General features: G+C 63.1%; 21 protein-coding genes and 1 tRNA gene. 5 read left to right on the top strand and 17 right to left on the bottom strand.

Annotated elements, in window-relative coordinates; all coding sequences use genetic code 11:
• Nucleotides 1-7: 7 nt before the first annotated feature.
• The 3 genes from PZ897_RS10005 to PZ897_RS10015 are packed head-to-tail and all read right to left on the bottom strand — an operon-like array spanning nt 8 to nt 2173.
• Entirely contained in the window at nt 8-424 is a 417-nt protein-coding gene (locus PZ897_RS10005; RefSeq protein ID WP_275752129.1) for a Fur family transcriptional regulator, read from the bottom strand.
• The gene (locus PZ897_RS10010; protein ID WP_275752130.1) at nt 421-1269 is read right to left on the bottom strand and encodes a metal ABC transporter permease; all 849 of its coding nucleotides are present in this window, start codon (nt 1267-1269) and stop codon (nt 421-423) included. Before PZ897_RS10010 ends, PZ897_RS10005 begins: the two co-directional genes overlap by 4 nt.
• Nucleotides 1262-2173, bottom strand: a complete 912-nt coding sequence (locus PZ897_RS10015; protein WP_275752131.1) for a metal ABC transporter ATP-binding protein — start codon at nt 2171-2173, stop codon at nt 1262-1264. The genes PZ897_RS10010 and PZ897_RS10015 overlap by 8 nt, the downstream gene beginning before the upstream one ends.
• Nucleotides 2174-2279: 106 nt before the next feature.
• On the opposite strand from PZ897_RS10015, the gene znuA reads away from it, so the two are divergent.
• Both znuA and PZ897_RS10025 read left to right on the top strand, forming a co-directional pair.
• Nucleotides 2280-3308, top strand: a complete 1029-nt coding sequence (znuA, locus tag PZ897_RS10020; protein WP_275752132.1) for a zinc ABC transporter substrate-binding protein ZnuA — start codon at nt 2280-2282, stop codon at nt 3306-3308.
• A gap of 265 nt (nt 3309-3573) precedes the next feature.
• Entirely contained in the window at nt 3574-4497 is a 924-nt protein-coding gene (locus PZ897_RS10025) for an NADP-dependent oxidoreductase (RefSeq protein ID WP_275752133.1), read from the top strand.
• Nucleotides 4498-4564: 67 nt separating this feature from the next.
• Here the strand turns inward: PZ897_RS10025 and PZ897_RS10030 are convergent, their stop codons facing one another.
• Together PZ897_RS10030 and PZ897_RS10035 are read right to left on the bottom strand one after the other, a co-directional pair.
• On the bottom strand, nt 4565-7753 hold the full coding sequence (locus PZ897_RS10030; protein ID WP_275752134.1) for an efflux RND transporter permease subunit: 3189 nt from the start codon (nt 7751-7753) through the stop codon (nt 4565-4567).
• Nucleotides 7750-8979 carry an efflux RND transporter periplasmic adaptor subunit gene (locus PZ897_RS10035; RefSeq protein ID WP_275752135.1) on the bottom strand — a complete coding sequence of 410 codons (1230 nt, stop codon included), beginning with the start codon at nt 8977-8979 and terminating at the stop codon, nt 7750-7752. Before PZ897_RS10035 ends, PZ897_RS10030 begins: the two co-directional genes overlap by 4 nt.
• 474 nt (nt 8980-9453) lie before the next feature.
• Between PZ897_RS10035 and PZ897_RS10040 the strand changes: the two genes are divergently transcribed.
• Nucleotides 9454-9978: an NUDIX domain-containing protein gene (locus PZ897_RS10040; protein WP_275752136.1), complete on the top strand. Its 525-nt coding sequence runs from the start codon at nt 9454-9456 to the stop codon at nt 9976-9978.
• A gap of 32 nt (nt 9979-10010) precedes the next feature.
• On the opposite strand, the gene PZ897_RS10045 is transcribed toward PZ897_RS10040, so the two are convergent.
• The 12 genes from PZ897_RS10045 to PZ897_RS10100 all read right to left on the bottom strand — a co-directional run bounded on the left by PZ897_RS10045 (nt 10011) and on the right by PZ897_RS10100 (nt 21727).
• Nucleotides 10011-11174, bottom strand: a complete 1164-nt coding sequence (locus PZ897_RS10045) for an MFS transporter (RefSeq protein ID WP_275752137.1) — start codon at nt 11172-11174, stop codon at nt 10011-10013.
• 162 nt (nt 11175-11336) lie between these two features.
• Nucleotides 11337-13196, bottom strand: coding sequence for a DNA helicase RecQ (gene recQ / locus PZ897_RS10050; protein ID WP_275752138.1), 1860 nt, complete (start codon nt 13194-13196; stop codon nt 11337-11339).
• 203 nt (nt 13197-13399) lie between these two features.
• Entirely contained in the window at nt 13400-14107 is a 708-nt protein-coding gene (ureG, locus tag PZ897_RS10055) for an urease accessory protein UreG (RefSeq protein WP_275752139.1), read from the bottom strand.
• A 22-nt stretch (nt 14108-14129) separates the two neighbouring features.
• A complete protein-coding gene (locus PZ897_RS10060; protein ID WP_275752140.1) occupies nt 14130-14990 on the bottom strand; it encodes an urease accessory protein UreD in 861 nt (286 codons plus the stop codon).
• A 7-nt stretch (nt 14991-14997) separates the two neighbouring features.
• Nucleotides 14998-15645, bottom strand: a complete 648-nt coding sequence (locus PZ897_RS10065; RefSeq protein ID WP_275752141.1) for an urease accessory UreF family protein — start codon at nt 15643-15645, stop codon at nt 14998-15000.
• A 39-nt stretch (nt 15646-15684) separates the two neighbouring features.
• A complete protein-coding gene (locus PZ897_RS10070; RefSeq protein WP_275752142.1) occupies nt 15685-17394 on the bottom strand; it encodes an urease subunit alpha in 1710 nt (569 codons plus the stop codon).
• Entirely contained in the window at nt 17387-17698 is a 312-nt protein-coding gene (locus PZ897_RS10075; RefSeq protein ID WP_275752236.1) for an urease subunit beta, read from the bottom strand. Before PZ897_RS10075 ends, PZ897_RS10070 begins: the two co-directional genes overlap by 8 nt.
• 233 nt (nt 17699-17931) lie before the next feature.
• Complete coding sequence (ureA, locus tag PZ897_RS10080) at nt 17932-18234, bottom strand: urease subunit gamma (protein WP_275752143.1); 303 nt, start codon at nt 18232-18234, stop codon at nt 17932-17934.
• A 393-nt stretch (nt 18235-18627) separates the two neighbouring features.
• Nucleotides 18628-19665: an FUSC family protein gene (locus tag PZ897_RS10085; protein WP_275752144.1), complete on the bottom strand. Its 1038-nt coding sequence runs from the start codon at nt 19663-19665 to the stop codon at nt 18628-18630.
• Nucleotides 19666-19674: 9 nt separating this feature from the next.
• Complete coding sequence (locus PZ897_RS10090) at nt 19675-20826, bottom strand: HlyD family secretion protein (protein ID WP_275752145.1); 1152 nt, start codon at nt 20824-20826, stop codon at nt 19675-19677.
• A gap of 401 nt (nt 20827-21227) precedes the next feature.
• Nucleotides 21228-21304: transfer RNA gene (locus tag PZ897_RS10095), tRNA-Pro, on the bottom strand.
• A 180-nt stretch (nt 21305-21484) separates the two neighbouring features.
• Nucleotides 21485-21727, bottom strand: coding sequence for a hypothetical protein (locus PZ897_RS10100; protein WP_275752146.1), 243 nt, complete (start codon nt 21725-21727; stop codon nt 21485-21487).
• 315 nt (nt 21728-22042) lie between these two features.
• Here PZ897_RS10100 and PZ897_RS10105 point away from each other — a divergent pair, with 315 nt between their 5' ends.
• A complete protein-coding gene (locus PZ897_RS10105; RefSeq protein ID WP_275752147.1) occupies nt 22043-23011 on the top strand; it encodes an efflux RND transporter periplasmic adaptor subunit in 969 nt (322 codons plus the stop codon).
• Nucleotides 23008-26214, top strand: a complete 3207-nt coding sequence (locus tag PZ897_RS10110; protein ID WP_275752148.1) for an efflux RND transporter permease subunit — start codon at nt 23008-23010, stop codon at nt 26212-26214. The genes PZ897_RS10105 and PZ897_RS10110 overlap by 4 nt, the downstream gene beginning before the upstream one ends.
• The last annotated feature ends 22 nt before the right edge of the window (nt 26215-26236 follow it).

Here is a 26236-nt window from a genome sequence, read left to right on the forward strand (position 1 = left end):
ACACGCATCAGGCGCAGCCGGCGCAGAGCCCGCGCAGTTCGACTACCGCGCGCTTGACAGTGAACCCATCGTCACGGGCGAGCGCGCGCAACCTGTTTTCCAGCGCCTCGTCGGAAATCTCGGTGACCTTGCCGCAGGTCTCGCAGATGGCAAAGGCAATGGTCTCGTGGCTGTCGCAGCCGGGGTGACGGCAGGCGACGAAGGCGTTGAGGCTTTCAAGCCTGTGCACCATGCCGGTTTCCATGAGCTTGTCGAGCGCCCGGTAAACCTGCAGCGGCGCGCGAAATCCATCGTCGCGCAACTGGTCGAGAATGGTGTAGGCCGACAAAGGCCCTTCGGCGCGGGAGAGCGCGCCAAACACCAGCGACTGGTTCTTGGTCAGGTCGGCCGCGTCGCGACCATGGCTGTGGCTCTGCTGGTTCATGATGACGTCCTTCCCTTTGCCTCAGACCGATCCCGGCCGCTGTGCACCAGCCGCGCAATCAGCCCGCCAATCGGCGACATCGCCAGCAGGAACATCCCCAGCGCCGCGACCACGATGGTCGGGCCGGAAGGCGTGTCCCAGGTGAGCGAGCCTTCGAGCCCGAAGACAACCGCCAGCATGCCGGCAATCGCGGCAAACAGCGCCATCTGTTCCGGCCCCGAGGCAAATCTGCGCGCGGTGGCGGCGGGAATGATCAGCATGGCGGTGATCAGCAGCACACCGACGATCTTCATCGAGATGGCAATCACCGTCGCCATCAGGATCATGAAGATCAGATTGGCGCGATCCGGGTTCAAGCCCTCGGCCTCGGCCAGTTCGGCATTGACGGTGGCGGCAAACAGCGGCCGCCAGATCAGCCGCAGCACCAGCAGCACAGCGATGCCGCCGGTCCAGATGACGGCAATATCGATTTTCGACACGGCCAGAATATCGCCGAACAGCAGGCCCATCAGGTCAATGCGGACCCAGCTCATGAAGGCCAGTGCCACCAGCCCGAGCGCCAGGGCGGAATGTGACAGCAGCCCCAGAAGCGCGTCCGACGACAGGGTCGCGCGCTTCTGCAAAGCCAGCAAGGCAAGCGAGATCATGGCCGAGACGGCAAACACTGCCAGCGTGACATTGACCTCGAGCAGAAAGGCCAGCGCCACGCCGAGCAGCGCGGCGTGGGACAGCGTGTCGCCGAAATAGGCAAGCCGACGCCAGATGATGAAACAGCCAAGCGGGCCGGCGACAAGGGCAACGCCCAGACCGGCGACAAGGGCGCGGGTGAAGAAATCGTCAAGCATTGTCACCCCCTGCCCCGGTTCGCGCCGCAGCATCTGACGTGGCTGAGGCGCGCGGCGGGTGATCGCGGCCATGCCCGGGATGGACTTGATGGTGGCCATCGTCGGGATGGACTTGATGGTGGCCATCGTCGGGATGGCAGTGCTCCGTCACCGAGCCGTCGGCATGCAGCACCGTTCCATCGGGCAGATGGGTGTGGTCGTGGTGATGCTCATAGACCGCCAGCGTCGCATCCGCCTGGCCACCGAACAGCTGCCGGTATTCATCGCTCGATGCGACGGCCACCGGCGTGCCCTGACAGCAGATGTGGCCGTTGAGGCAGATCACCCGGTCGGTTGCCGCCATCACCACATGCAGATCGTGCGAGATCAGCAGGACGCCGCAGCCGATATCGTCGCGGATTTTCCTGACCAGATCATACAGCGCGATCTGGCCGGCGAAATCGACGCCCTGCACCGGTTCGTCAAGCACCAGCAGATCGGGCTTGCGGGCGATGGCGCGGGCCAGCAGGGCGCGTTGAAACTCGCCGCCCGAAAGGTTGCGGACTATTGCGTTGGCCAGATGCGTGATGCCGGTGGCGGCAAGCGCATGCGCGACCTCGGCCGCCGACGGTGCGGACGTCAGTCGCATGAAGCGGGCGACGGTCAGCGGCAGCGTCCAGTCGATGCTGAGTTTTTGCGGCACATAGCCGATCTTGAGGCCGGACGCACGATGTGCGGTACCGGCATCCGGCTTGATGATGCCCAGCGCCATTTTCGCCGTCGTCGACTTGCCCGATCCGTTGGGGCCGATCAAGGTGACGATCTCGCCCTGGCATACGGTAAGGTCAATGCCGCGCACCAGCCAGCGGCCGGCGCGTTCGACGCCTGCCTGGGTCAGCGATATGAGTGGCGTGCGAGCGGTCACGATACGAAATCCAGCAATAATCAATTTTCTGTCTTGCGACAGGGTATGGCACACGTTATAGCATTACACAACAATGTAATCTTATAACATGACCAAGGAGTTTGTCATGCAGATGTTTCAGCGGATCCTCACCGGCACGGCAGCCGCTCTTGTCCTGCTCCCGGCTCTCGCCTCGCAGAGCCTTGCCGAGCCGCGTGTGGTTGCCTCGATCAAGCCGGTTCACTCGCTGGTCGCAGCGGTGATGGAGGGCGTGGGAACACCGGATCTGATCGTCGGGGGTGCCGCGTCGCCGCATTCCTATGCGCTCAAGCCGAGCCAGGCGGGCGCGCTGGAGACTGCCGATCTGGTGTTCTGGATCGGCCATGAGCTCGAAACTTTCCTGGAGAAGCCTATCGAAACCATCGGCGCCAAGGCCCGTGTCGTCGAACTGATCGATGCTGCCGGCTTGGTCAAACTGCCGTTCCGGACCGGTGGCGCCTTTGAAGCCCATTCGCATGACGCGCATCAGGGCGAAGAAGATCATGCGGATCATGACACGCATGAAGACCATGCTGATCATGACACGCATGACGACCACGCCGGCACCGGCCATGACACGGCGGACGACCATGATCACCATGGCGAGTTTGACGCCCATGTCTGGCTCGATCCCGAGAACGCCAAGGTTTTCACCCGAACCATCGCCAATGTGCTGAGCGAGACAGATCCGTCAAACGCTGCCGCCTATGCCACCAACGCGGCCCGTCTCGAGGCGCAACTCGACAGGCTGATCCGCGAGACTGCTGCGACCCTTGCGCCGGTTCGCGGCAAGGGCTTCATCGTCTTTCATGATGCCTATCAGTATTTCGAAAGCCGATTCGGCATCGCGGCCGCGGGGTCGGTGACGGTCAATCCGGACGTGCGCCCCGGCGCCGAACGGATTGCGGCGATTCAGGACACGATCAAAAGCCTGGGGGCGACCTGTGTTTTCGCCGAACCCCAATTCGAAAGCCGGCTGGTGGAAGTCGCCAGTGAAGGCACAAACGCCAGAACAGCAACACTCGATCCGCTCGGCGCCACGCTGGATGACGGCCCGACCCTGTACTTCGAGCTGATCAGCGGCATGGCCGGTTCGATGCGCGATTGCCTGGCTTAGGTTGACAACTAGGCACCGCCACCGATCACGATGCCGTCATTCCCCTTGACGAACCTGGGCCACGTCACCAGTTCCGCAGTCCCCGGATTGTTTCCGCAACAAAAGGTTCCCATCGGCCCTGACAGCTCCGATTTCGGCGCACCCGTCTCTCCGGACGGCAAAGTCCCCGACGCCGTCACAGGCCAATCGAAAAACAGTGACGGGCTCGCCCGGGCATCGCGACTCCGGTGCTCGGGCGGGACCGTATCACGAGAGGAATGACTGCATGAAAGCCGCCATCATCAAAAACTATGCTGCGGACATCGAGATTTCGGAGGTTCCGAAACCTGTTCCGGATGCCGATTCCGTGCTGGTCCAGGTGCACGCAGCCAGCCTCAATCCGATCGACAACATCGTCCGGGCAGGCCATATGAAGGACATAATCCCGCTCAGCTTTCCGCATGTGATGGGGTACGACCTGTCAGGGGTGATCTCCAAGGTCGGCACCAATGTTTCGGGTTTGAAGCCCGGCGATGCGGTCTATGCCCGCCCGAACCAGACCGACGCCGGATCGCTGGCTGAATTTGCTCTGGTGCAGGCGGATGAGCTGGCGCTGAAGCCAACGGGACTGAGCCATGCCGAGGCTGCCTCGATTCCGCTGGCCGGGCTGACCGCATGGCAGGCGCTGATTGACAAGGCCGGTCTGAAGGCCGGGCAGAAAATCCTGATCCATGCCGGTTCGGGCGGAGTCGGCACGCTGGCAATCCAGCTCGCCAAGCACATCGGCGCCCATGTCGCCACCACAACCAGCGCCAGCAATGCCGATCTGGTCCGCTCCCTCGGCGCCGACGAGGTGATTGATTACAAGACGCAGACATTCGAGGACGTCGTCTCGGACTACGACGTGGTGCTCGACATGCTCGGCGGCGACACGATGAAGCGTTCGTTTGCCGTGCTGAAGAAGGGCGGGATCCTGGTGTCGATCAAGGGACAGGACGGCGATAACCTTGCCGAAAAACATGGCGTCCGGTTCGCGTGGTTCCTCATGTCGCCCAGCGGCGAACAATTGCGCCAACTTGGCGTCCTGATCGACAAGGGTATCGTCAAGCCGGTGATCGACAGCAGCTTTGAGCTTGACGAGGTGTCGCAAGCCTATGACCGGCTGGCCGACGGCCACGCAGCCGGCAAGATCGTCGTCGCCATCAGGTAGCCCGGCCGCCAGCTCACAACGCTCCGGTGCCCGTGTGTCACGAGATGACGCACGGGCATTGTCTCGCCTATTCGCCCGGCGACAGCTCCTGCTGGCCGGCGCGACCGCTGGCCATGTCGTTCGCCTCGCGCAATTCCGTATCAAGCCTGCGCTCTTCTTCCGCCGACGGTGTCGCGAACCGCGCCAGCAACAGATAGGCGACCGGGGTCAGGAACAATGTCGCGATCATCGCCAGCCCGAGGCCTCCGACGATCACCCAGCCGAGAGCGACGCGGGCTTCGGCACCGGCGCCGAAAGCCAGCAGCAGCGGCACCGAGCCGAGCACAGTCGAGATCATCGTCATCATCACCGGGCGCAGGCGGATGTTGGAGGCCTCCTCGATGGCTGCCCGGATGTCCATGCCCTTGTTGCGCAACTGGTTGGCGAACTCGACGATCAGAATGCCGTTCTTGGCCATGACGCCGACCAGCAGCACCAGGCCGATCTGGCTGTAGACATTGAGTGAACCGCCGGTCATCGCCATGGCGAAGATGGCGCAGGCGAGCCCCAGCGGAACGGTGGCTATGATGATGAAGGCGCTGACGAAGCTTTCGAACTGGGCGGCCAGCACCAGCAGCACAACGATGATGGCGACACCGAAGGTGATCAGCATGTCGCGCGAGGATTGATCCAGCGTCGCGGCCTCGGCCAGCGGGATGATGCGCACGCCACCGGGCATCAGCGGCTCGGCCATTGCGATGGTCTCGGACCAGGCCTCGCCAAGGGCAAAGCCCGGCGTCAAGCCTGCGGTGATCGACACCGACCGCATCTGGCTTTCGCGGCGCAGGTCGGGGGCGACGGCCTTTTCCGTCAGGGTCGCGATCGTTGACATCGGCACGATGCGGCCATCGCGCGCCTTGAGATAGATCGATTCGAGATCGGTCGGATCGTTGATCGGGTTGGTGGTCGAGACCAGCTTGACCGGATAGGACCGGTCTTCGATGAACACCTGGGCCACTTCCCGCCCGTCGAGCAAGGCCTGCAGCGCTTCGGCGAGCCCGTCGATGTTGACACCGAGATCGGAGGCGCGGTCGCGGTCGATCCGCACCGAGATCTGCGGCTGGGTGGTTTCATAGGACAGGCGGATCTGGCTGAAGCGCGGATCCTGCTCGAGCTTGTCGACCATCTGCCCGGCGACATCGGCAAGCTGATCATAACTGCTGCCGACAAAAGCGAATTGCAGCCCATTGCCGGCGCCACGAATGCCGAGGCTGTTGGGCTGAATGGCAAAGGCGCGCAGACCCGGAACCACGGAGACAGCGCGGTTGAGATCGGCGACAATATCGGCCTGGGAACGGCTGCGCTCGCTCCAGGGCGCAAGCGAGAGAACCATGAACCCGTTGTTGGCGGAGCCGCCGGTTCCGGCGATGGCGAAAATGTTGTCCACCTCGCCGCTGTCTCGAAGCGGCGCCACCAGCCGCTCGATCTCGATCATCCGGGCCCGGGTGTAATCGAGGCTGACACCCTGCGGCGCGGAAATCCGCATCAGGGCAACCGCCCGGTCCTCCGGCGGGGTCAGCTCCTGCGGAATGGTCGGAAGCAGCGCCAGCGACGAGCCTGCGGCCAGCAAGGCAATGACCACCACCACCAGCGGCGCATCCAGCGCCCGATGCAGCAGCGACGCATATTTTTTCGACAGATAGCTGCCGATCCGGACGAAGACGCTTTGCTTGCCGCCGGCTTTCGACATGTCGCGCCGCTTGATCAGCCGCGACGCCAGCATCGGGCACAGCGTCAAGGCCACCACACTCGAAATCATCACGGTGAAGGCCAGCACGAAGCCGAACTCGGTAAACAGCCCGCCGGCCTGGCCAGGCAGGAACGAAATCGGAATGAAAACGGCGGCCAGTGTTGCCGTTGTGGTGATGACGGCAAAAAACACCTCGCGGGTGCCGATGACGGCGGCAGCGCGAACGCCCATGCCTGCATTGCGATTGCGGACGATGTTTTCGAGCACGACGATGGCGTCATCGACAACCATGCCGGTGGCAAGCACCAGCGCCAGCAATGTGAGGATGTTGACCGAGAAGCCGGCGAGCCAGATCGCGGCGAACGAGCCGATCAGCGAGACCGGCAATGTTACCGCCGGAATGAGCGTCGCCCGCCAGTCGCGCAGAAACAGGAAGATGATGGCGATGACGATGGTGACGGCCAGAATGAGCGTCGAGCGCACTTCCTCGATGGCGCCGCTGATGAAGGTGGCGTCATCACTGGTGACCCGGATATCGACCCCCTCGGGCAGGATTGCGCTGATGGTCCGGGTGGCGGCATGAACGCCGTCGGAAATTTCCAGCGTGTTGGATGCGGCCTGGCGGATGATGCCGATGCCGATGCCGGTGCGGCCATTGGCCCTGAGCGAGGACTCGCCGGGATTGGCGCCAAGCGTGACGCTAGCGACATCGCGGAACCGGACCCGGTCATTGATGTAGAGGTTCTCGAAGCCCTCCGGGGTGGTGACGTCAGCGGTGGCGCGCACCACGATATCGGATGTTCTGGCAGTCAGCGATCCGGCAGGCACGTCGAGAGCGACATTGCGCAGCGCGGTGCGCAGATCGGCAAGCGTCAATCCGAAAGCCGCCAGGCGCGATTGATCGACGTCGACGCGGAACACCTTCTCCCGGTCGCCATAGACCGCGACGTCAGCGACGCCGGGCACGGCGGCCAGCCTGTCGACCACCAGGTCCTCGACCAGCAACGTCATATCCTGGACATCGTAGCGGTCAGAGGTGACCGCCAGACGCATCACCGGATCGGAGTTGGCGTCGGCCTTGACGATGCGCGGTTCATCGGCCCCGTCGGGTATATTGTTGGTCACCCGGCCGAGCGCATCGCGGACATCGGACGCCGCCACATTGAGATCGCTGCTGTCATTGAATTCGACGGTGACCCTGCTGCGTCCAAGCGTCGAGGTCGACGATATCGAGGCGACACCGGCAACGCGGGCCACTGCACCCTCGATGATGGCGGTCAATTCGCGGTCCACGGTTTCAGGGGCCGCGCCCGAAAAGCCTGTGGTCACGGTGATCACCGGCCGGTCAACATCAGGCAATTCGCGGATCTCCGCGCCATAAAGCCCGGCCAGGCCCGCGACCACGATCAGCAGGCTGATCACCACTGCCAGCACCGGGCGGCGGACCATGAGTGCGGTCCCGCCGCCTGTCTCGGCTGCGCCGTCCGGTGTTGCCGGATCTATGAGGGGGTGTTCACGCGGGCTCATGCGCCGTTCCCGCCTTCGCTCTTGCCTGGTTCAGCGCGCCGGGCGGTCGGCTCCTCGCCAGTCGCGGCCGGCTTGGCCGGCTCGCCAAGCACACGGACCTCGGCGCCTGGCCTGACGCTTTGCACCCCTTCGGTGACAACGCTGTCGCCAGGCGCCAGACTGGCCTTGACCAGCACACTGTCGGAATTGCGCTGGATGATGGCAACGTCAACGCGCTCGGCCTTGCCATCCGTGATGCGCCAGACATAGGAGCCGGCCGAATCCCACTGGATCGCCAGAGGATCGACAGCGGGCCAGTGTTCGCCCTCGAACCCGACCGTCACTTCGAACGACATACCGGTCCGCAAAGTGTCGTCGGCGTTGGCAATCAGGGCCCGTACCCGCAAGGTGCGGCTGGCCTCATCAACCCGATTGTCGACGGCGGATATCCGGCCCGTGAAACTCTCGCCGGGACGGGAAATGGCGACGGCGGTGACGGGCTTGCCAATCTCCATGCCGGAGGTGAAGCGCTCGGGCACAAAGAACTCGATCAGGATCTCGCTGCGGTCATCTATGCTGGCGGTCTCGGTCTGACTGGTGACATAGTCGCCGGTGTTGACCGCCAGAATGCCGAGCGATCCGCCGATGGGCGCGGTGACGGTACGGCGCGAGAGGTCAAGCTCGGCTTCCCTGAGCGCCACCTTGGCCGCATCCAGCGCGTTCTGGGCCTGATCCGCTTCAACATTGGAGGCAGCACGGCTGGCCACCAGGCTTTGCAGCCGCTCAGCCTTGGCCCTGGCGTCGTTGACATTGAGCTTGGCGCGTTCGACAGCGAGTTCTTCCTGGGCCGCATCAAGCCGGATCAGCACATCCCCGCGCTCGACCCTGCCGCCCGACCGAACCGGGATGTCGGTGATCTGGCCGGAAACCAGTGTGCGGACGGAAACCGAGCGGACCGCCTGACCGGTTCCGATGGCGGTGAGTTTGTCATTGACAAGGCCCTCGGCGACCGGCGCGACGACGACAAGCGTTTCCCGGCCTGCACCGGAACGGCCCTGACCTGCCGGACGTTGCGTCCCGGCCTGCCTGCCTGGTGCGGCCGCATCGCCGGCTGGCGCGAACAGCGAAATCCGCTCAAGGCCGTTGCCCGACAGCAGCGCATGCGCGCCCGGATACAGCCAGGACCAGGCGATAAACGCCGCTGCCAGCAAAATGAGCGAGACCAGGGTTTGTTTCCACAGTTTCAAATTCTTGTCTTTCAACAACAGCCAGACGGCGGCGGCAATCTGCGCTTTTGCCGTCAGGACTTCGGTCCGGACCAGGATTGTCGCGGGCTCTCGCGACAGGGGTCACTTTCTTTTCCGGCAACATAGCGCGATGTTTGCCAAATACACCTTACCATTTAGACAGATTCAGAATTTTCGGAAGACTGCTTCTTAACCGCCTGCGCCCGCGGGCCCTGCAAACGCCGGAAATGGCTGGCGAAGGTCGTGCACGCAACGCACCGCGCGGCTTCCGCATGCTCTGTCAGCCAGGCAATCGAAAGGCCAGACCACAGGGCCCGGTGCCCCCGTCGCGGCGGCGTCCGAATGCCGCAATGGCAGAGGCTGATTTCGGCAACAGGATCGGCTATGCACACCGGCATGTCGGCCTTAATCTGGGGCTGCTGACAAACAAGAGATGCCGCCCGAAAGGCTGGCAAGACCAAGCAGGACACGACCATGACCGCTCTTTCGGTGATCATCCCGGCAATTGCCGAAGACGGATCCTTGTATCCGGTCGAAAAGCTGAAGGCGCATCGTGACAGCTTGTTTCATCTCGCGGTGTCGATCTTCATTTTCGACGGAGATCACCTGCTGATCCAAAAGCGCGCCGCTTCGAAATACCATTGCGGCGGGCTTTGGGCCAATACCTGCTGCACCCACCCGCATTGGCAGGAGCCCGTCGACATCTGCGCCGCGCGCCGTTTGAGCGAGGAGCTGGGTATCGTCATGCCGCTGGCGCAACGCCGCGTCGTCGAATACGCCGCCGATGTCGGCGGCGGCCTGCATGAGCATGAGAGAGTGACGATGTATATCGGCACGGCAGACCGGGCCACCCTCGACATGACCCCCGATCCAGCGGAAGTCGAAGACACACGATGGATCAGCCGTGATGCGCTTCATGCGGAGATCGCCCAGCATCCCGAGCGGTTCACGCCCTGGTTCCGGATCTATGCCGAGCGCTTTCCGGATTTGGATTTGTAATCTTGGCCGGTGTCCAGTTGTCGGCTGGAGTTTCAGTCGCTCGGATCAGGACCGCGCATCCTGAGTGACTGCTGCACCATCCCGATTGCCAGCACCGAGAGCGCCACGCAGATCCAGAAGGCATTGACGCCGATCATGCCGAACGCCACGCCGAAGCCGGCGACGACGAGAATGGAATATCCCTGCATCATGACGCCGAACAGGCTCTGCGCCTCGGCGGAGATGTCTTCGCTGGTGCGCTTGTTGATGAAATAGAGGCAACCGAGATAGGCAAAGGTGAAGGTCACCGCCTGGCCAAGCTGCATCATTACGATAATGGCAAGCGGCGGCGACTGGGTCATGCCGATCCAGCGGGCAATCGCCACGACGCCGGCAATCAGAATGAGAACTCGGGCGGGAAAGCGGGTGTTGATCCGCTTCCAGGCGAACATGGTGGCGGCTTCGGCGGCCGCGCCCAGCGCGATCAGGACCCCGATGACCGGCTCGGACAGGCCCTGCTGTTTCCAGACCAGCGAGGAAAAGGCGTTCATGACCATGTGATTGGCAAACAGGATGGCACCGGCGATCACCGGCAGCAGAACCCAGGGCTGAAACGCCGCCATCACCTCGCGGGAGAGCAACCTGCCTTCCGGATTGGTCCGTGGCCGGTCGGCATCACGCAGTTTCGGCAGACCGGTGGCGGCCCAGAAGCGCAGCCCGCAGGCGACGGCGAACAGCCAGACAAACGATGAGGCGCCGAGCCAGAGGATCAGATAGCCGGTGGCAAAGCACGTCAGCAGAAAGCCGATGGTTCCCCAGGCGCGGGTCGTTCCGAACGAGAACCCCAGGCGCATCGACAAGCGCAACGTCGCCGCGTCGGCAACCGGGCTGACCAGGCCTGCGGGCAGAATGGCCATGGTCCAGACCAGCAGGATCATCCAGAACCCTTCGGCAAAGCCGAGCAGCAGCGAAAACAAGGCGCACAGCCCGGTCCCCAGCATGATCGCCTGTTTCCAGTCCGACGCGCGGTCGGCCAAGCGGCCGGCGAAAACGGAGAACAACAGCATGCCCGCCATCGGCAGCGTGTTGATCATCCCGATCCCGGCGTCACTGATGCCGCGCTCATTGAGCCAGATCGGCAGATAGGTGATGGTGACCGCAGGCGCCAGAAAAGCCAGGGCATAATAGCGGGTCGCCGCAAACTCCGGTTTTGCCATTGAAAGCCTTATTACAGAAACAGAACGGGAGGACCCATCCCGAAAACCCGGTTCACTTCTAGTGTATCCTCCGGCCCGGCGCCAATGCCAATTGCGCCGCTCTACCAGTCGTCTTGACCAGCTGCGCGTCCGCTTGGGCTGTGCGATGCGCAGCAGGGGCAGTTATGACTGATGGTCGCGGATTGCCTTCAGGAACGCATCACCATAGCGCTCCAGCTTGGACTGGCCGACGCCGGAAATCCCCAGCAGTGCCTCATGGCTGTCGGGACGTTCGGTGGCAAAGGCCACCAGCGTGGTGTCGGGAAAGACGACGTAAGGCGGCACCGACAACTCCCTGGCAATCGCCATCCGGGTTGCCCGCAAGGCCTCGAACAGCTCCATGTCGGAGCCTTCGAGCGCAGATTTGGCGTTCGCCGAACTGGACGATGCACCGCGTGATGACTTTCCGCTTGTCGGCCGGTCCTTGCGGAAGCGGACATCGCGCTCGCGCTTGAACACGGCGCGGGCTTCGGGCTCCAGCTTGAGCGCGCCAAAGGCATCGTGATCGACGCTGACCAGCCCGGCGGCAAGCAACTGACGGTAGACCGATTGCCAGGTCTTTGACGGCATATCGCTGCCGGCACCGAAGACCGGCATATCGATGTGACCGAAGCGGGTGGTTTTTTCGTTTTCCTTGCCGAGCAGAACGTCAATCAGGTGACCGGTGCCGAAGCGTTCGCCGGTCCGGTAGACAGCCGCCAGCGCCTTGATTGCGGCATCGGTGCCGTCCCAGGTCTCGACCGGGGTCAGGCAGGTGTCGCAATTGCCGCAGTTGCCGGGATGGGCTTCGCCAAAATGCGCCAGAACCGCCTGGCGCCGGCACCCCGGCGTTTCGCACACGGCCAGCAGCGCGTTGAGCTTGGAGCGCTCCACCCGCTTGACATCGTCGGCCGAACCGCCGCCGTCGATCATGCGTCCGCGCTGGATGACATCGGCCATGCCATAGGCCATCCAGGCGTCCGAGGGCAGACCATCCCGCCCTGCCCGGCCGGTCTCCTGATAATAGGCCTCGATCGAACCCGGCAGATCGAGGTGGGCGACATAGCGCACATTGGGCTTGTCGATGCCCATGCCGAAGGCAACCGTGGCAACCAGGCAAAGCCCCTCTTCCTTGAGGAAGGCGTCCTGATTGTCTTCGCGGATGCTGCGGTCCATGCCGGCATGATAGGCACGCGCCCGCACCCCCTGCTTGTTGAGCCACTCTGCGGTGTCCTCGACCTTGGCGCGCGACAGGCAATAGACGATGCCGCTCGATCCCTTGTGGCGGCCGAGAAACCGCAGCAATTGCTGACGCGGCTGATCGCGTTCGACGATCTGGTAGGCAATGTTGGGGCGGTCAAACGAGGTGGTGAACACTTCCGCCGAACGCAACGCCAGCTTGTCGATGATGTCTTCGCGTGTGTGCGGGTCGGCCGTCGCCGTCAGCGCCATGCGCGGCACGCCCGGGTAGCGCTCGGCGAGATGACCGAGTTCGCGGTATTCTGGCCGGAAATCATGGCCCCATTGCGAGACGCAATGGGCTTCGTCGATGGCTATCAGCGCAATTGTCGCATGGCCGATCATGTCCTTGAACCCCGGCGTGACGATCCGCTCCGGAGTGACATAGAGAAGATCGAGCTCGCCGCCGGCAAGGGCCTGGCGCACCGCCATGAACTCCTCGCGGGTCAGCGACGAATTGAGCGCAGCCGCGCGCACGCCCAGTTGCTTGAGCGCTTCCACCTGGTCGCGCATCAGTGCGATCAACGGCGAAACAACGATGCCGACCCCCGCGCGGCACAGCGCCGGGATCTGGAAGCACAAGGACTTTCCCGCGCCGGTCGGAAACAACACCACCGCATCACCGCCCGCCACAACCTGATTGACCACCTCGGCCTGCCTTCCGCGGAACGCGGGATAGCCGAAGATACGGTCGAGCACCTCAAGCGGATCCTTGAGAGAACGGTGGTCAGCCGGAGCGGAGATGCGGTTATGTGACTGCTGCATGGAATCGCTTTCGTGGGGGGAGCGCCACTATGGCACGGATGGCGCATACGCAGCGAGGGCCAGCCGGCATCGATGCACATCGAATTTTCGCCGATCACCGCCGCACGCAGGCTGTGAGCCGCAACGACACGGTGCCACCGTTTGCACTGACCATCAGCCAACCGGGGTGGCCTGGCCGACCCGTGCTGATTGTGACGGGTCGTCTAATGGTCTGTGGTGTGCGGATGCGGGTGCGAATGCGGCGCCATTGGACCGGGGTCAATGGCAGTGTGTGTGCCGCCGATATAGGCCCTGTGAAGCTGACGCACCCAATCGCAAAGGTGGCCGACGGTCTCGGGACGTTTGCGCGAGAGCGCCAGAACCGGACCGCCATCGCGCGCGTTTTCGGCATCCGCCACCATCTGATCGACATCGACATCGACATGCTCGGCGAGATCGATCTTGTTGACGACCAGCAAATCGGCGCGTGCGATGCCGGGTCCGCCTTTGCGGGCCACATCGCCGCCGCCGGCGACGTCGAGCACGAACATCTGCGCATCCACGAGCGCAGGTGAAAACGTCGCGGTCAGATTGTCTCCACCGCTCTCGACAAGCACGATGTCAAGCGGGGCGAAATCACGTTCCAGATCTTCGATTGCGATTAGGTTCATGGTCACATCGTCGCGGATCGCGGTATGCGGACAGGCGCCGGTTTCAACCGCGCGGATTCGTTCGCCCGGCAGCACACCTTCGGAGCGCAGAAACCGGGCATCCTCGTCGGTGTAGATGTCGTTGGTAATCACCCCAAGCGAAAATTCAGTGCTAAGGCCACGGCAAAGCGCGGCGATGACGGAGCTTTTGCCCGTGCCCACAGGACCGGCGATGCCAATTCTCAGGGCTCGTTCCTTGGACTTTGCTGGTGTGTCGTGCATGCTAGCCTCCTGTTTTGATGGTTTATCCAGCCGTTTTGAATTGCGCTCCAGCCGCCGAGTCGCGGTTTAGGCCCGCCGCCAGCGGCCGCCACGGCGCACCCAGCGTCTCCAGCCCGAGATCAAGGACCTGGCGGAGTTGCAGGCTGTCGCGGGTCGCCGCACTGATCAGCACTCCAGGGCCCGGCAAGGGGGTCAGAACGGCATCGGGATGAAATGCCGCCGCAGCCGGTGCCGCAGCCGTCCACGCCGGGTCGACCGCAATGACCGATCCGACAGCGCGGCTCTCGCCCAGAACCGCGGCGCTTCCCGATCCCTCGGCATCCGGCCCCACCCTGAGCTGCTGATGATAAAGGGGGCGACCTTCACAGCTGATGCGCAGCGTTGTGCGCAAGTTACCCGGCGCTTCGCGATGCCGCCCGAGAAGTGTTTCTTCGCGCATCACCATACGGGCGTTGCGGTGAAGACTGATCTGCACATCCTGCTCGTGATCGCAGCCGCGGGCGGCGATGACGGGTTTGGGTATCCACACGAATGTCGCATTCTCATCGACGCGAACCGTAATTCGCAGTCTGGACCGGCCGCCGCGCGAGCCCGGCAATACCAGCATGGCCGAAATTTCGGAAAGAACCAGAGTGCTGGCGGGACCCACATGCACATCCAGCGCAAAATCATCGCCACCCAGCGGGCCTGCGGTGCCAGCCGCCAGCGCGACACGGGCGACGTCGCGGCGGCCGCTTACCAGCGGCTCGGGCCCACTGGCATTGGCAGGCCGCAACACTAAAAACCCTTGCGAGCGCAACACGCTCAGCCGGCTGGAGCGACCGTCTGCGGTCAGTTCGGTGGCCAGGACCGCGCGCGCCGTCATCGCACCCGCCGGTCTCATGGCGCGCTCATGAGGCAAAGAGGCGTGTGCTGCGCCTCTTGTGATGTTCAGCGGCAATGTCCATCAGCGGTGATCCAAGCGAGGGGAAATCGCAGACCGGGGCCTCGGCCTGTGCGGCAGCAGCTTCAGAAAGCCGGTCAAGCCTTGCCGAAGCCCGCGCCAGGGCGGCATGCACCTCGAACGGGTCGACAGGCATTAGCTTCGCCGCAGCCGCAGCCGGACCCGCAACGCTTTCGTGCAGGATTGCCAGCGCGGCGGCGCGAGAGTCCAGACCAAAAGCTGCTGCGGCAATGCCCATCACCATGGGCTGGTGCGGCGCCGCCGCCAAAACCGAAAAATACGGATGCGGATGAATGGTGCTCATCGCCCGAAGCAACTGCCTGCCGAGTGTGCGCGATACCGCACGCAATTCGCTTGAGGGGAAGCGCGCGTCGAGTTCAGCCTCGAGGCCCGCCAGCGCCACAGTCTCGCCGCGGCTTGCCATCGAACACGCCGCCGCCGCAAACACCGCGGCGACGAACCCGGCGGTTTCAGCGCGTCCGACAAGAAACTGTTCAAGCTCGGCTGCATTCGAGACACGGCCCGCCGCCACAGTCGGTTCGAGGCCGCCCGAATGGGCGTAGCCGCCCGCCGGGAACCTGCCATCCGAAAGCAACAGCAGTGCCGCCTGCCCTAGTGCCCCTGATCCTGTCATTCAGAACAGAAAGTAGCGCTGGGCCATGGGCAGTTCATCGGCGGGTTCATGATCGACGAGTTCTCCATCAATTTTGACGGCATAGCTGTCAGGATCAACTTCAATGCGGGGCAAGGCCTGATTTTCCGGCATGTCCTGCTTGGTGCGTCCGCGGCAATTCTCGATGGCGACAAATTGGCGGTTTGTGTTGACGCGTCCGGGCAACCCGTCGTCGATGGCTGCCTGCGACACGAAGGCCATGCTGGTCGCACCCGCCGCAGGCGAAAACATGTTGAACCCGGCGCGTTGAAACACCGGCTGGGGTGTCGGAATCGATGCGCTCGGATCGCCAAGCGCGGCCATTGCGGCCATGCCGCCGGTAAAGACGATCACCGGGCGGATTCCGAACAGGGCAGGTTGCCACAGCACAAGATCGGCCTTCTTGCCCACCTCGATCGAACCGACATGCTTTTCCAGGCCGTGCGCCACGGCGGGACAGATCGTGTATTTGGCCACATAGCGGCGGGCCCGGTGATTGTCGGACCGCGAGTCACCAGCCATCGGCCCGCGCAGCTTCTTCATCTGGTGCGCAGTCTGCCAGGTGCGGATCACGACCTCGCTGATGCGGCCCATCGCCTGTGCGTCCGACGACATGATCGAGATCGCGCCGATATCCTGTAGCACGTCTTCCGCCGCAATCGTTCCCGCCCGCACGCGGCTTTCCGCAAACGCCAGATCGTTGGGCACCCGCGGATTGAGGTGGTGGGCCACCATCACCATATCGAGATGTTCCTCCACCGTGTTGCGCGTGAACGGCCGGGTGGGATTGGTCGACGCCGGCAGCACGTTTCGTTCGCCGGCAATGCGGATGATGTCGGGCGCATGCCCGCCCCCGGCACCTTCGGTGTGGAAGGCGTGAAAGGTGCGTCCGTTGACCGCTTTGAGCAGGTCTTCAACGAAGCCCGCCTCATTGAGCGTATCGGAGTGGATAGCAACCTGAACCCCCGATTGCTCGGCCACCGTCAGACAGGCGTCGATGACAGCGGGCGTTGCGCCCCAGTCTTCATGCACCTTGAACCCGCCGACACCACCGCGCAACTGTTCCCACATTGCCTCGTGCGACATCGTGTTGCCACGGCCCAGAAACAGCACGTTGACCGGATAAGGGTCGAACCCTTCGAGCATCCGCTCCATCCACCAGGATCCCGGCGTTGCCAGGGTGGCCTTTGATCCCTCGGTGGGGCCGGTGCCGCCCCCGACGACGGTCGTGGTTCCGGATGCCAGAGCCATCTGCAACATCTGCGGACCGACATAATGCACGTGAGTGTCGATCGTGCCCGCGGTGACAATGAGACCGTTGCCGGCCATGACCTCGGTGGATGGCCCGATCACAAGCGCAGGGTCCACACCGTCCATCGTATCGGGGTTCCCGGCCTTGCCGATCCCGACGATGCGACCGTCGCGAACCCCGATATCGGCCTTGATGACACCCCAGTGGTCAAGGATCACCGCGCCGGTGATCACCAGATCGGGTGTGCCCTGTGCCCGTGTGGCCGAGCCCTGGCCCATGGATTCGCGGATCGATTTGCCACCGCCGAAAACCGCCTCATCACCGCCGGCACACCGGTCTTCCTCCACCTCTATGAACAGGCAGGTATCGGCAAGCCTGATGCGGTCGCCCTTGGTCGGACCATAGGAGGCGACATATTCCGACCGGGGGATCTTACTCATCGAGAGGCCCTCCACAAAGTCCACGCAATCCGGCGACAATTCTCCGCCCCATGATCGGGACCAGTTCGACCTCTTCCACCGCTCCGGGCTCAAATCTCATGGCGCCGCCCGACAGCACGTTAAGCCGTTTGCCCCAGGCTGCCTTCCGGTCGAATTCCAGCGCATCATTGACTTCGGCAAAATGATAATGCGAGCCGATCTGCACCGGACGATCGGCAGCGTTGACGACACGAATCGTGGTGACCGGCATCCCCGAATTGATTTCGATATCGCCATCTCCATACAGGATTTCGCCAGGAACCATCGGCCCGGACAGGCCCAGCGCATCGGCTGATTGCGTGCGCGGCGCCTGGCGTTGTCCGGCACCGGGGCGCCGCGGCTCACTGGGTGAATGCGCCCCGGATGAGCGTGTCCGGCCCTCGCTCGCCTCGGCGTCGGCGGCCTCATAAATCCGGCCCGGATCGTCAGACGCGTGTTGTGCCTTGGTCGGATCTGCAACGTCCTGATTTGGAACTTCGAACGGGTTTGGTTTTTTTATCATCGCACTGGCTCCGATAGCGTCACAAGCTTGGTTCCATCGGGGAATGTTGCCTCGACCTGCACCTGGGCAAGCATTTCCGGCACGCCTTCCATCACGTCATCACTGCCAAGCACGTGACGGCCCGCTTCCATGAGCTCGACAACGGTCTTGCCGTCCCGCGCCCCTTCGAGCACAAACGAGGTCAGCAACGCTGTGGCTTCGGGAAGATTGAGCTTGAGACCCCGCGCCTTTCGCTCAATTGCGAGCTTCCCGGCGGTGTAGATCATCAACCGTTCCTGTTCCTGCATACTGAGAAGCATGTATATCCTTTCCACGCTTGTCTTGGCGAAATCATCGCCGGCATTGCAGCGGCGACATTCCACTTGATCAAGTGACGTCAGCGGCGCTTCGCTCATGCAAACATTAGTGCACCGTCTCTGTATCAGGTCAACGGATACTCATGCCGAATCGACGCGGGAGAGAAATATATTTGGCTTCGTCAAACTGCGACAGAAGGATTGATCGAGCAGCGAAGCCCGATAGAACAAGGCGCCGAACCATGTCATCTGCAAATCGCCCGGCGCGCTGGAAAATGTGAACAGTGGCGCGGGCTTAAGCCGGCAAGGATGCTGACCTTCTCAAAGCCCCGCTCAAATCGGCAACCCAGGATTGCTGCAGCGCGCAGCCGCACCTGTTTCATCGGCCGCGCCGGCTTATGCCGGCTCCGCAAGCTGCCGGCGCTCCGGCTCCCGGTGCCAGTCAAACACAGCATCAAGCACGGCTACCGTCACCGCAGCCGCCAGGGCCCCGGTCAGCGTCAGCACCAGACGGGTAAAGACCGCATAGCCCGCTTCTTGCGTCGACAGCGCCCCGGCAATCAATGCCAGCGCCACCGAGAATGCGTACTGATACACCATGCTCGGATGCGTCCCTTGCAGCATCCGGTTGCCAAACCACAAGCCGCCGAGAAAGATCATGCCCAAGAGGATTGAAAGATGCTCTGTCAGCGTGAAGCCCCACAGAATGGCCAGGGCCAGCGCACTGCCATAACATGTCGCGCGGATGCGCTGCCAGGCCTCAAAGAACACCGCGTGGCGGGTCGGGAACACCAGCACCATCGCGGCAATGATGGCCATCATCATGTCCGAAGGCTGCATCACTGCATAAAGCCAGAAACTCAGCCCCAGCAAAACCGTTGCCCGGATCGCCGCCCCCAGCGTCACATTGCCGGCAGTCGGCGTCGGCTCATCGACATGTTTTTCGCGGGTTCGGGGCGGCAGCAGAAAATAGACCAGCGGCGCAAGGATCAGCGCCACCAGGGCCGCCTGCAGGAACCCGTCCCGCAGCGCCTCCACCGTGGCCGCGCCATGCATGCCCAGGATCGACATCAAGACCACCATGATCACGATCAGCATTCCGGCCTGCGCCCCGGTTTGCAAGATCAGCCGAAACCCCACAAAATAGGCCAGCCACATCGCGCCCATATAGACCAGCGGCATCGGGCGCAGCAGGCTTACAAGCCAGGCCAGAGCAAAGGCCATCACGATCATGGCAATCGGTCCGGCGATGGCTCTGAGCGGGTTGAACGCCTTGCGCTGGGCGGCAATCAGGCCCAGCGGCAAGGCTGCTATGATCGGCGGCATGGCCGGATCAAGCACCGGAATCGCGGCATAGGCCAGGGTGCCGATCGCGGCAAAGCGCACCGCATACAGCGGATCCTCGCGCAGATCAGGCCGGGGGGTGACATACATCGCAGCCTCCTAGTGCAGGTAGCTGGTCCAGGACCGCGCCCATTGCAGGCCGCGTGCAAGCAGCGCAATCGGGTTGCCGGTGCCGGCGGTAAAAATCACCGCATGCACCTTGCCGCCGACCCGTACCTGCGGCGGCCGCGCCTCCATCCCGCCGTTCAACTCGATCCGCACCGGAATCCGTCGCGCGGGCTCAAACCAGCGGTTCGACGGCTGGTTGACCACAAGGCCGCCCTGCGCCGTCCGCCCCGGATTGATGCCCCAGGCCACGCTTTGCACCCGGCCATCAAAGATTTGTCCCGGCACCGCATCAAACAGCAAATGCACAGGATCGCCCGCAGCGACAGCCTGCAACTGGTTTTCGCGCAGATCGACGGTGATCCATGCCGCGCCGGCGTCGATGAAGGTCATCGCCGGATTGCCGGCGCCAATAAACTGTCCTGCTGTCAGGGTCACATTGGTCACCACGCCATAATGGGGGGCCCGAACTGTTGTGGAAGCAAGATCATATTGTGCCCGCTCCAGCTGCGCCGCCGCTGCCAGGATGGATGGATTGTCCGCCCCTTTCGGCCCCAGCTGCGCCCGGGCGGAGGCAAGGTTGGCCTCGGCGGTTTGCAAGCGCGCCTCGGCGTCCTTGACCCTGGCACGGGCGTTTTCGCCCTGGGCTTTGGCCACAATGCCGCGATCTTCCAGCCGGAAGGTGCGGTCGGCATCGGCGCGCACGGTGTCAAGATTGGTCCGCGCCTGGGTCACTGCCGCCTGTGCCGCCACCAGGGATGCGCTGGAGGCATCGACCCCTTGCGTCGCCGAGGCCAGACTGGCTTCCGCCTGGCGTACCGCCAGTTCGAAAGGCCGTGCATCGAGTGTAAACAGCGCATCGCCTGCCTGCACCACCGCGTCATCGGGGACCAGAACATTGATGACCTCGCCCGACACACGCGGGGCAATCTGCGCCACATGGGCCGAGGCAATGCCGCGCGAGGAAGCCGGCGCCAAGCGGTCCGACAGCGCATACACAATCGTCAGCCCCAGCAGCAGCAAAACGACGCCCAGCGCAATCAGTCCTGTCGGGTTGCGCGGTGGCGACACATCCTTTGGCGCGGGGTTGGCAGCGGCGTCTGCAGGCTCGCCCGGCGGCACTGGTGGTTCGGATTTATCGGTCATCCATGCCTCGTTTGCTCAAGTCCGGCGTCCAGAATGGCGGTCGCAGGAATGAAGTGCAACAGACAGCTCTGAGATTTCGGATTGCCCGGCCTGGTGCATGCGAAATCGAGGGACGAGATCTAAACCTTGCGGGCTGTCCTCAACCAATCCGGATGGGCTTCGTGAGTGCAAACATCCGGGATTTTCCGGCGCAGGCGACCGGCAGCAGCAGGCGATTGCGGCAAGGGTGACGGGGCCGGGCTTTGTCGCCGCCAAAAAAGTCGCAGACCGGCTGTTCCAGGCGCCGAACGGTACGCGGTGCGGGCAATTGCATGGCGCGCGGCGGCGGACGCCTATCGACCGTTTCGGCCCTATATCGGTCCACCGTCAATATCGTCAAAAGGATAAGCTGTTGAAAAGTCTGGTCGGAGTGAGAGGATTCGAACCTCCGACCCCGTCGTCCCGAACGACGTGCGCTACCAGGCTGCGCTACACTCCGTGACCAGCGGCTGGCTTATAGACCGGCCAGGTGACTGCTTCAAGCTTTTTGTCAGAAAAACCGTGCTCCGTGCTGCGTGCTGCGTGGTCTGCACGGCGCTCTATCGCCCGAATTATCCAGGCGCGCAGGAATTGCCATCACTGCATGTGAACCTGACAGGCATTCACCGGTGCAATCTCCCTAGTCTTCATCCTGCGGCGGCTTCGGGCTGCCGTCCTGGCTTTCAAGTGGCTCATCCGGCTGCCCGGACAGGAAAAGTCCCCACCCGACATAGGCGGAGAGAGCGGCAAAAAACACGACCCAGGCATGGGATCCAGCAAAGAACTCAATCACCGTCCAGATCACCACGAAAAGAAATATGACGATCCGTCGTGCAAGCGGACGGAAAAACGGGTGACGGAAATCAATCAGGACCCATCTCATCTCTGGTCTCTCCTTGTCTGACAATCTGAATGGCGCCGGCCCGAGCAAGCCATCGGCAAAGCCTGCATTGTCGGGGTCAGCGCACCACAGGACCTGCGTGGCCTGCCATGGCCTGCGAGTCAATGCCAGGACCGCATTCGCTTCTCCCGGCCATCGGGTCAAACCGGCGTTTCACTTTACATTTGCGATCTCATATATAAGCGCTTATATAGATTCCGACCGGGCACCAGACGCTTGATCTCGCGCAACGACAGCTCCTGGCAATTGGGCCAATGTCGCTGCAGGATCCCCACCCCGCTTGTTACGAGGCGAACCATGATTTTTCTCAGACTTGCCATACTCATCCTTGCCTCGGCCAGTGTTGCCGGGGCCGCGACCCTGACGCTTTCGCCGACGGACATCACCGAATGGAAGGCCGTGCAGGCGCGGGTCGAATCGCGCGACATCGTGCCGGCGCGGGCGCGGATCGGCGGCGTGATCGAGCAACTGAGCGTCAGCGAAGGCGATCTGGTCTCCGCCGGGCAGGAAATCGGGCTGGTCAAGGATGACAAGATTGCCTTTCAAATCGCCGCGCTCGATGCGCAGCTAGCGGCGTTTGCGGCACAGCTTGACACAGCGATCGCGGAATTCCAGCGCGGCGAAACGCTGGTCGAACGCGGGGTCGTCACGCGACAAAGGCTGGCGCAGTTGTCGACCGATGTCGAGGTGACCCGAAACCAGATCGCCGCCACCGAGGCGAGCCGTGCAGTGCTGACCCAGCAGGAAAGCGAAGGCGCGGTTGTCGCGCCGGCCGATGGCCGGGTGCTGACAGTGCCTGCCAGTCGCGGTTCGGTGATCATGCCGGGCGAACCGGTGGCGACCATCGGGTCGGGCGGGTTTTTTCTGCGGCTTGCCGTGCCGGAGAGATTTGCCGGTGACTTGCAGGCCGGCGCCGAGATTCGCATTGCCACCGCTGACGGCGAAGCCACAGGGCGTCTGGCCAAGATCTATCCGCAGATCGACAATGGCCGGGTGATTGCCGATGTCGAGGTCGACAAGCTCGACACCGCTTTTGTCAACGCCCGCCTTCTGGTCGAAGTGCCGATCGGAAGCCGTAGTGCGCTGCTGGTGCCGATGCAGGCCGTCGTCACCCGCCACGGCATCGACTTCATCTCGGTCGAAGACCATAATGGTGTTTCCGTGGAGCGCAGCATCATTCTTGGCGCGGCGCAGGATGGCGTCAATGCCGGACTGATTGAAGTCATCAGCGGTGTTTCGGCCGGTGACAGGGTGGTGCTGCCATGAAGGCCCCTCCGGCCCATCTGGGCATTGCCGGGCATCTGACCCGCGGCTTCATCGTCTCTCCCCTCACCCCGTTGTTTTTGCTGGCGGCTTTCGCCTTTGGCATGGTGGCGCTGATGACCTTGCCGCGTGAGGAGGAGCCGCAGATCTCGGTGCCGATGGTCGACATCATGCTCAGCGCGCCGGGACTGCAGGCCGACGACGCGGTCAAGCTGGTGACCGAACCGCTCGAAACCATCGTCAAGAGCATCGACGGGGTCGAGCATGTCTATTCGCAGACATCGGACAACACGGTGCTGGTCACTGCCCGCTTCCTGGTCGGGACACAGACCGATTCAGCCATCCTGAGGGTGCATGACAAAATCCGCGCCAATCTCGACCGGATTCCGGTGGGTGTGCCCGAACCGATGATCGTCGGTCGCGGCATCGACGATGTCGCCATTGTTTCACTCACCCTGACCCCATCAAAGGAAGCTGGCGACGCGGTCTCCTCCAATGACCTGACCCGGGTGGCCCGCGAACTTAGAACCGAACTCTCCAAGATCGACAATGTCGGGCTGACCTATCTGGTTGGCGACACCGACGAGATCATCCGGATTGCGCCCGACCCCGCCCGGCTGGCGCTCAATGGCGTGACATTGCAACAACTTGCGGCGAAGGTTTCAGGCGCCAACCGTGCCTTCCCCGCCGGTCAGGTGACGCTTGAAGGCAAGTCGGCCGACCTGATGGTGGGCGAGACGCTTTATGCACCGGCGGAGATCGGCAATCTGCTGATCACGACGCGCGACGGGCGGCCGGTCTATGTCCGCGATCTGGCCGATATCTCCTTTGCCACCGACAGCACCGCACGGATCGTCGCGACGGTGACCCGCTCCGAGGACGGCCTGGACCGCAAACCCGCGGTCACCTTGGCAATCGCAAAGCGCGCCGGGGCCAATGCCGTGCAGGTGGCCGACCAGATCCTCGAACGCACGGAAACTCTGGAAGGCTCGCTGATTCCACAGTCGATGGCGGTGGAAGTGACCCGCGACTATGGCGAGAGCGCCAATGAGAAGGCCAATGAGCTGCTCTATCATCTGGGTCTGGCCACGGTGTCCATCATCGCGCTTGTGTGGCTGGCGATCGGCTGGCGTGAGGCGCTGGTGGTGGCCATTGTCATTCCGGTGACAATCCTGCTGACGCTGTTTGCCTCGCGGGTGATGGGCTACACGCTCAACCGCGTCTCGTTGTTCGCGTTGATTTTCTCCATCGGCATCCTGGTTGATGACGCCATCGTGGTGATCGAAAACATCGCCCGGCACTGGGGCATGGGTGATGGCCGCGCGCGCAAACAGGCGGCCATCGAAGCCGTCGCCGAAGTCGGCAACCCGACCATTGTCGCCACGCTGACCGTGGTGGCGGCACTGCTGCCGATGCTGTTCGTGTCAGGCATGATGGGTCCCTATATGAGCCCGATTCCGGCCAATGCCTCGGCAGCGATGGTGTTTTCGTTCTTTGTCGCCGTGATGGTGACGCCCTGGCTGATGCTCAAGATCGCCGGCACCGCGCCGCTGCATCATGGTCCGGTCGAAGCCGAGGAAGCCGGCGGGACGCTTGGCAAGCTCTACCGGGCCGCGGCTCGCCCGGTGCTTGCCAGCAAGGCCAGCTCCTGGATATTCCTGCTTGTCGTTGGCATCATGACGCTTGCTTCGCTGTCGCTGTTTTACACCAAGGATGTGACCGTCAAGCTGTTGCCGTTCGACAACAAGTCAGAGCTCTCGGTGGTGATCGACATGCCCGAGGGCACCTCGGTGGAATCGACCGACGCCATCGCACAGGCCGTGGCGCGCGCGGTGCTGGAACTGGAGGAGGTCAAGTCAGTCCAGACCCACGCCGGGACTGCCGCGCCGTTCAATTTCAACGGCCTGGTGCGGCACTCGTTCCTGCGTTCGGAAAGCCGGATGGGCGATGTGGCGCTCAATCTGACGCCAAAGGGCGAGCGGGACCGATCAAGCCACGAGATCGCGCTGGATATCCGGACCCGCATTTCCAGCATTCCGCTGCCTGATGGCGCCAGCCTGAAAGTGGTTGAACCGCCGCCGGGCCCGCCGGTGATGGCGACGCTGCTGGCCGAAATCTACGGGCCCGACGCCGAAACCCGCCGCATGGTCGCCGGAAGGGTGGAAGACGCGTTCCGCGCCGCCGACTTCATTGTCGACATCGACAATTCCTGGGGCCAGCCGGCCGATCGGGTGCGGGTCCGAATTTCCACCGACGAACTGGAATTCTTCAAGGTCCAGGAACAGGACGTGTTCGACACCATCGCGATCCTCAACAGCGGTGAAACTGTGGGCTATTCCCACCGTGGCGGCGGTCGCATGCCGATTCCGATCCGGCTCGAACGCCCGCGCGCCGAACGCATCGTCAATGAAAGCTTCCTGACCACGCCGATCCCGGCCAATGTGCTGCCAGGCGACCGCAGCATCGTCGAGCTTGGCGACGTGGTGAAAGTCTCGGTCGAGCCGTCCTCGTTTCCGGTATTCCGTCACAACGGCCGGGCTGCGGAAATGGTGATGGCCGAGATGGCCGGCGCCTATGAAGCGCCGCTTTACGGCATGCTGGCGGTGCAGGATGCGCTTGACGCGATGGACTGGACAGATCTGGAAAAGCCGGTGATCGCGCTCAACGGCCAGCCCGCAGACGAACAGATCTCGACCCTGTTGTGGGACGGGGAATGGGAAGTCACCTGGGTCACCTTCCGCGACATGGGCGCCGCCTTCGGTGTGGCGCTGCTGGGAATCTACATTCTGGTGGTCGCCCAGTTCGGCTCGTTCAAAGCGCCGCTGGTCATCCTCACACCGGTGCCGCTGACCTTTATCGGCATCCTGTTCGGCCATCGGCTGTTCGGCGCACCGTTTTCGGCCACGTCGATGATCGGCTTCATCGCGCTGGCCGGCATCATCGTGCGCAATTCGATCCTGCTGGTGGATTTCATCCGCCATGCCCATGTCGAGGGCACGCCGTTGACGCCGGTGCTGATCGAGGCGGGCGCCATACGGTTCAAGCCGATCATCCTGACTGCGCTGGCGGCGATGATCGGCGCGGCTGTGATCCTGACCGATCCAATCTTTCAGGGCCTGGCGATCTCGCTGCTGTTCGGACTGGCTTCATCGACGGCGCTGACCGTGCTGGTGATCCCGGCAATCTACCGGGTGCTGCGCAGCTGAGCCGGACGATCACGATCCAAAC

The organism is Hoeflea sp. YIM 152468, assembly GCF_029210485.1.
GTDB lineage: Bacteria > Pseudomonadota > Alphaproteobacteria > Rhizobiales > Rhizobiaceae > Hoeflea.

Coding starts and splice junctions, on each gene's coding strand:
- ureG (WP_275752139.1), bottom strand. CDS start 14,107: ATGCACGACACACCAGCAAAGTCCAAGGAACGAGCCCTGAGAATTGGC.
- PZ897_RS10085 (WP_275752144.1), bottom strand. CDS start 19,665: ATGTATGTCACCCCCCGGCCTGATCTGCGCGAGGATCCGCTGTATGCG.
- PZ897_RS10010 (WP_275752130.1), bottom strand. CDS start 1,269: ATGCTTGACGATTTCTTCACCCGCGCCCTTGTCGCCGGTCTGGGCGTT.
- PZ897_RS10100 (WP_275752146.1), bottom strand. CDS start 21,727: ATGAGATGGGTCCTGATTGATTTCCGTCACCCGTTTTTCCGTCCGCTT.
- PZ897_RS10110 (WP_275752148.1), top strand. CDS start 23,008: ATGAAGGCCCCTCCGGCCCATCTGGGCATTGCCGGGCATCTGACCCGC.
- PZ897_RS10075 (WP_275752236.1), bottom strand. CDS start 17,698: ATGGTTCCTGGCGAAATCCTGTATGGAGATGGCGATATCGAAATCAAT.
- znuA (WP_275752132.1), top strand. CDS start 2,280: ATGCAGATGTTTCAGCGGATCCTCACCGGCACGGCAGCCGCTCTTGTC.
- PZ897_RS10030 (WP_275752134.1), bottom strand. CDS start 7,753: ATGAGCCCGCGTGAACACCCCCTCATAGATCCGGCAACACCGGACGGC.
- PZ897_RS10025 (WP_275752133.1), top strand. CDS start 3,574: ATGAAAGCCGCCATCATCAAAAACTATGCTGCGGACATCGAGATTTCG.
- PZ897_RS10060 (WP_275752140.1), bottom strand. CDS start 14,990: ATGAGACCGGCGGGTGCGATGACGGCGCGCGCGGTCCTGGCCACCGAA.
- recQ (WP_275752138.1), bottom strand. CDS start 13,196: ATGCAGCAGTCACATAACCGCATCTCCGCTCCGGCTGACCACCGTTCT.
- PZ897_RS10005 (WP_275752129.1), bottom strand. CDS start 424: ATGAACCAGCAGAGCCACAGCCATGGTCGCGACGCGGCCGACCTGACC.
- PZ897_RS10045 (WP_275752137.1), bottom strand. CDS start 11,174: ATGGCAAAACCGGAGTTTGCGGCGACCCGCTATTATGCCCTGGCTTTT.
- ureA (WP_275752143.1), bottom strand. CDS start 18,234: ATGCTTCTCAGTATGCAGGAACAGGAACGGTTGATGATCTACACCGCC.
- PZ897_RS10070 (WP_275752142.1), bottom strand. CDS start 17,394: ATGAGTAAGATCCCCCGGTCGGAATATGTCGCCTCCTATGGTCCGACC.
- PZ897_RS10090 (WP_275752145.1), bottom strand. CDS start 20,826: ATGACCGATAAATCCGAACCACCAGTGCCGCCGGGCGAGCCTGCAGAC.
- PZ897_RS10105 (WP_275752147.1), top strand. CDS start 22,043: ATGATTTTTCTCAGACTTGCCATACTCATCCTTGCCTCGGCCAGTGTT.
- PZ897_RS10040 (WP_275752136.1), top strand. CDS start 9,454: ATGACCGCTCTTTCGGTGATCATCCCGGCAATTGCCGAAGACGGATCC.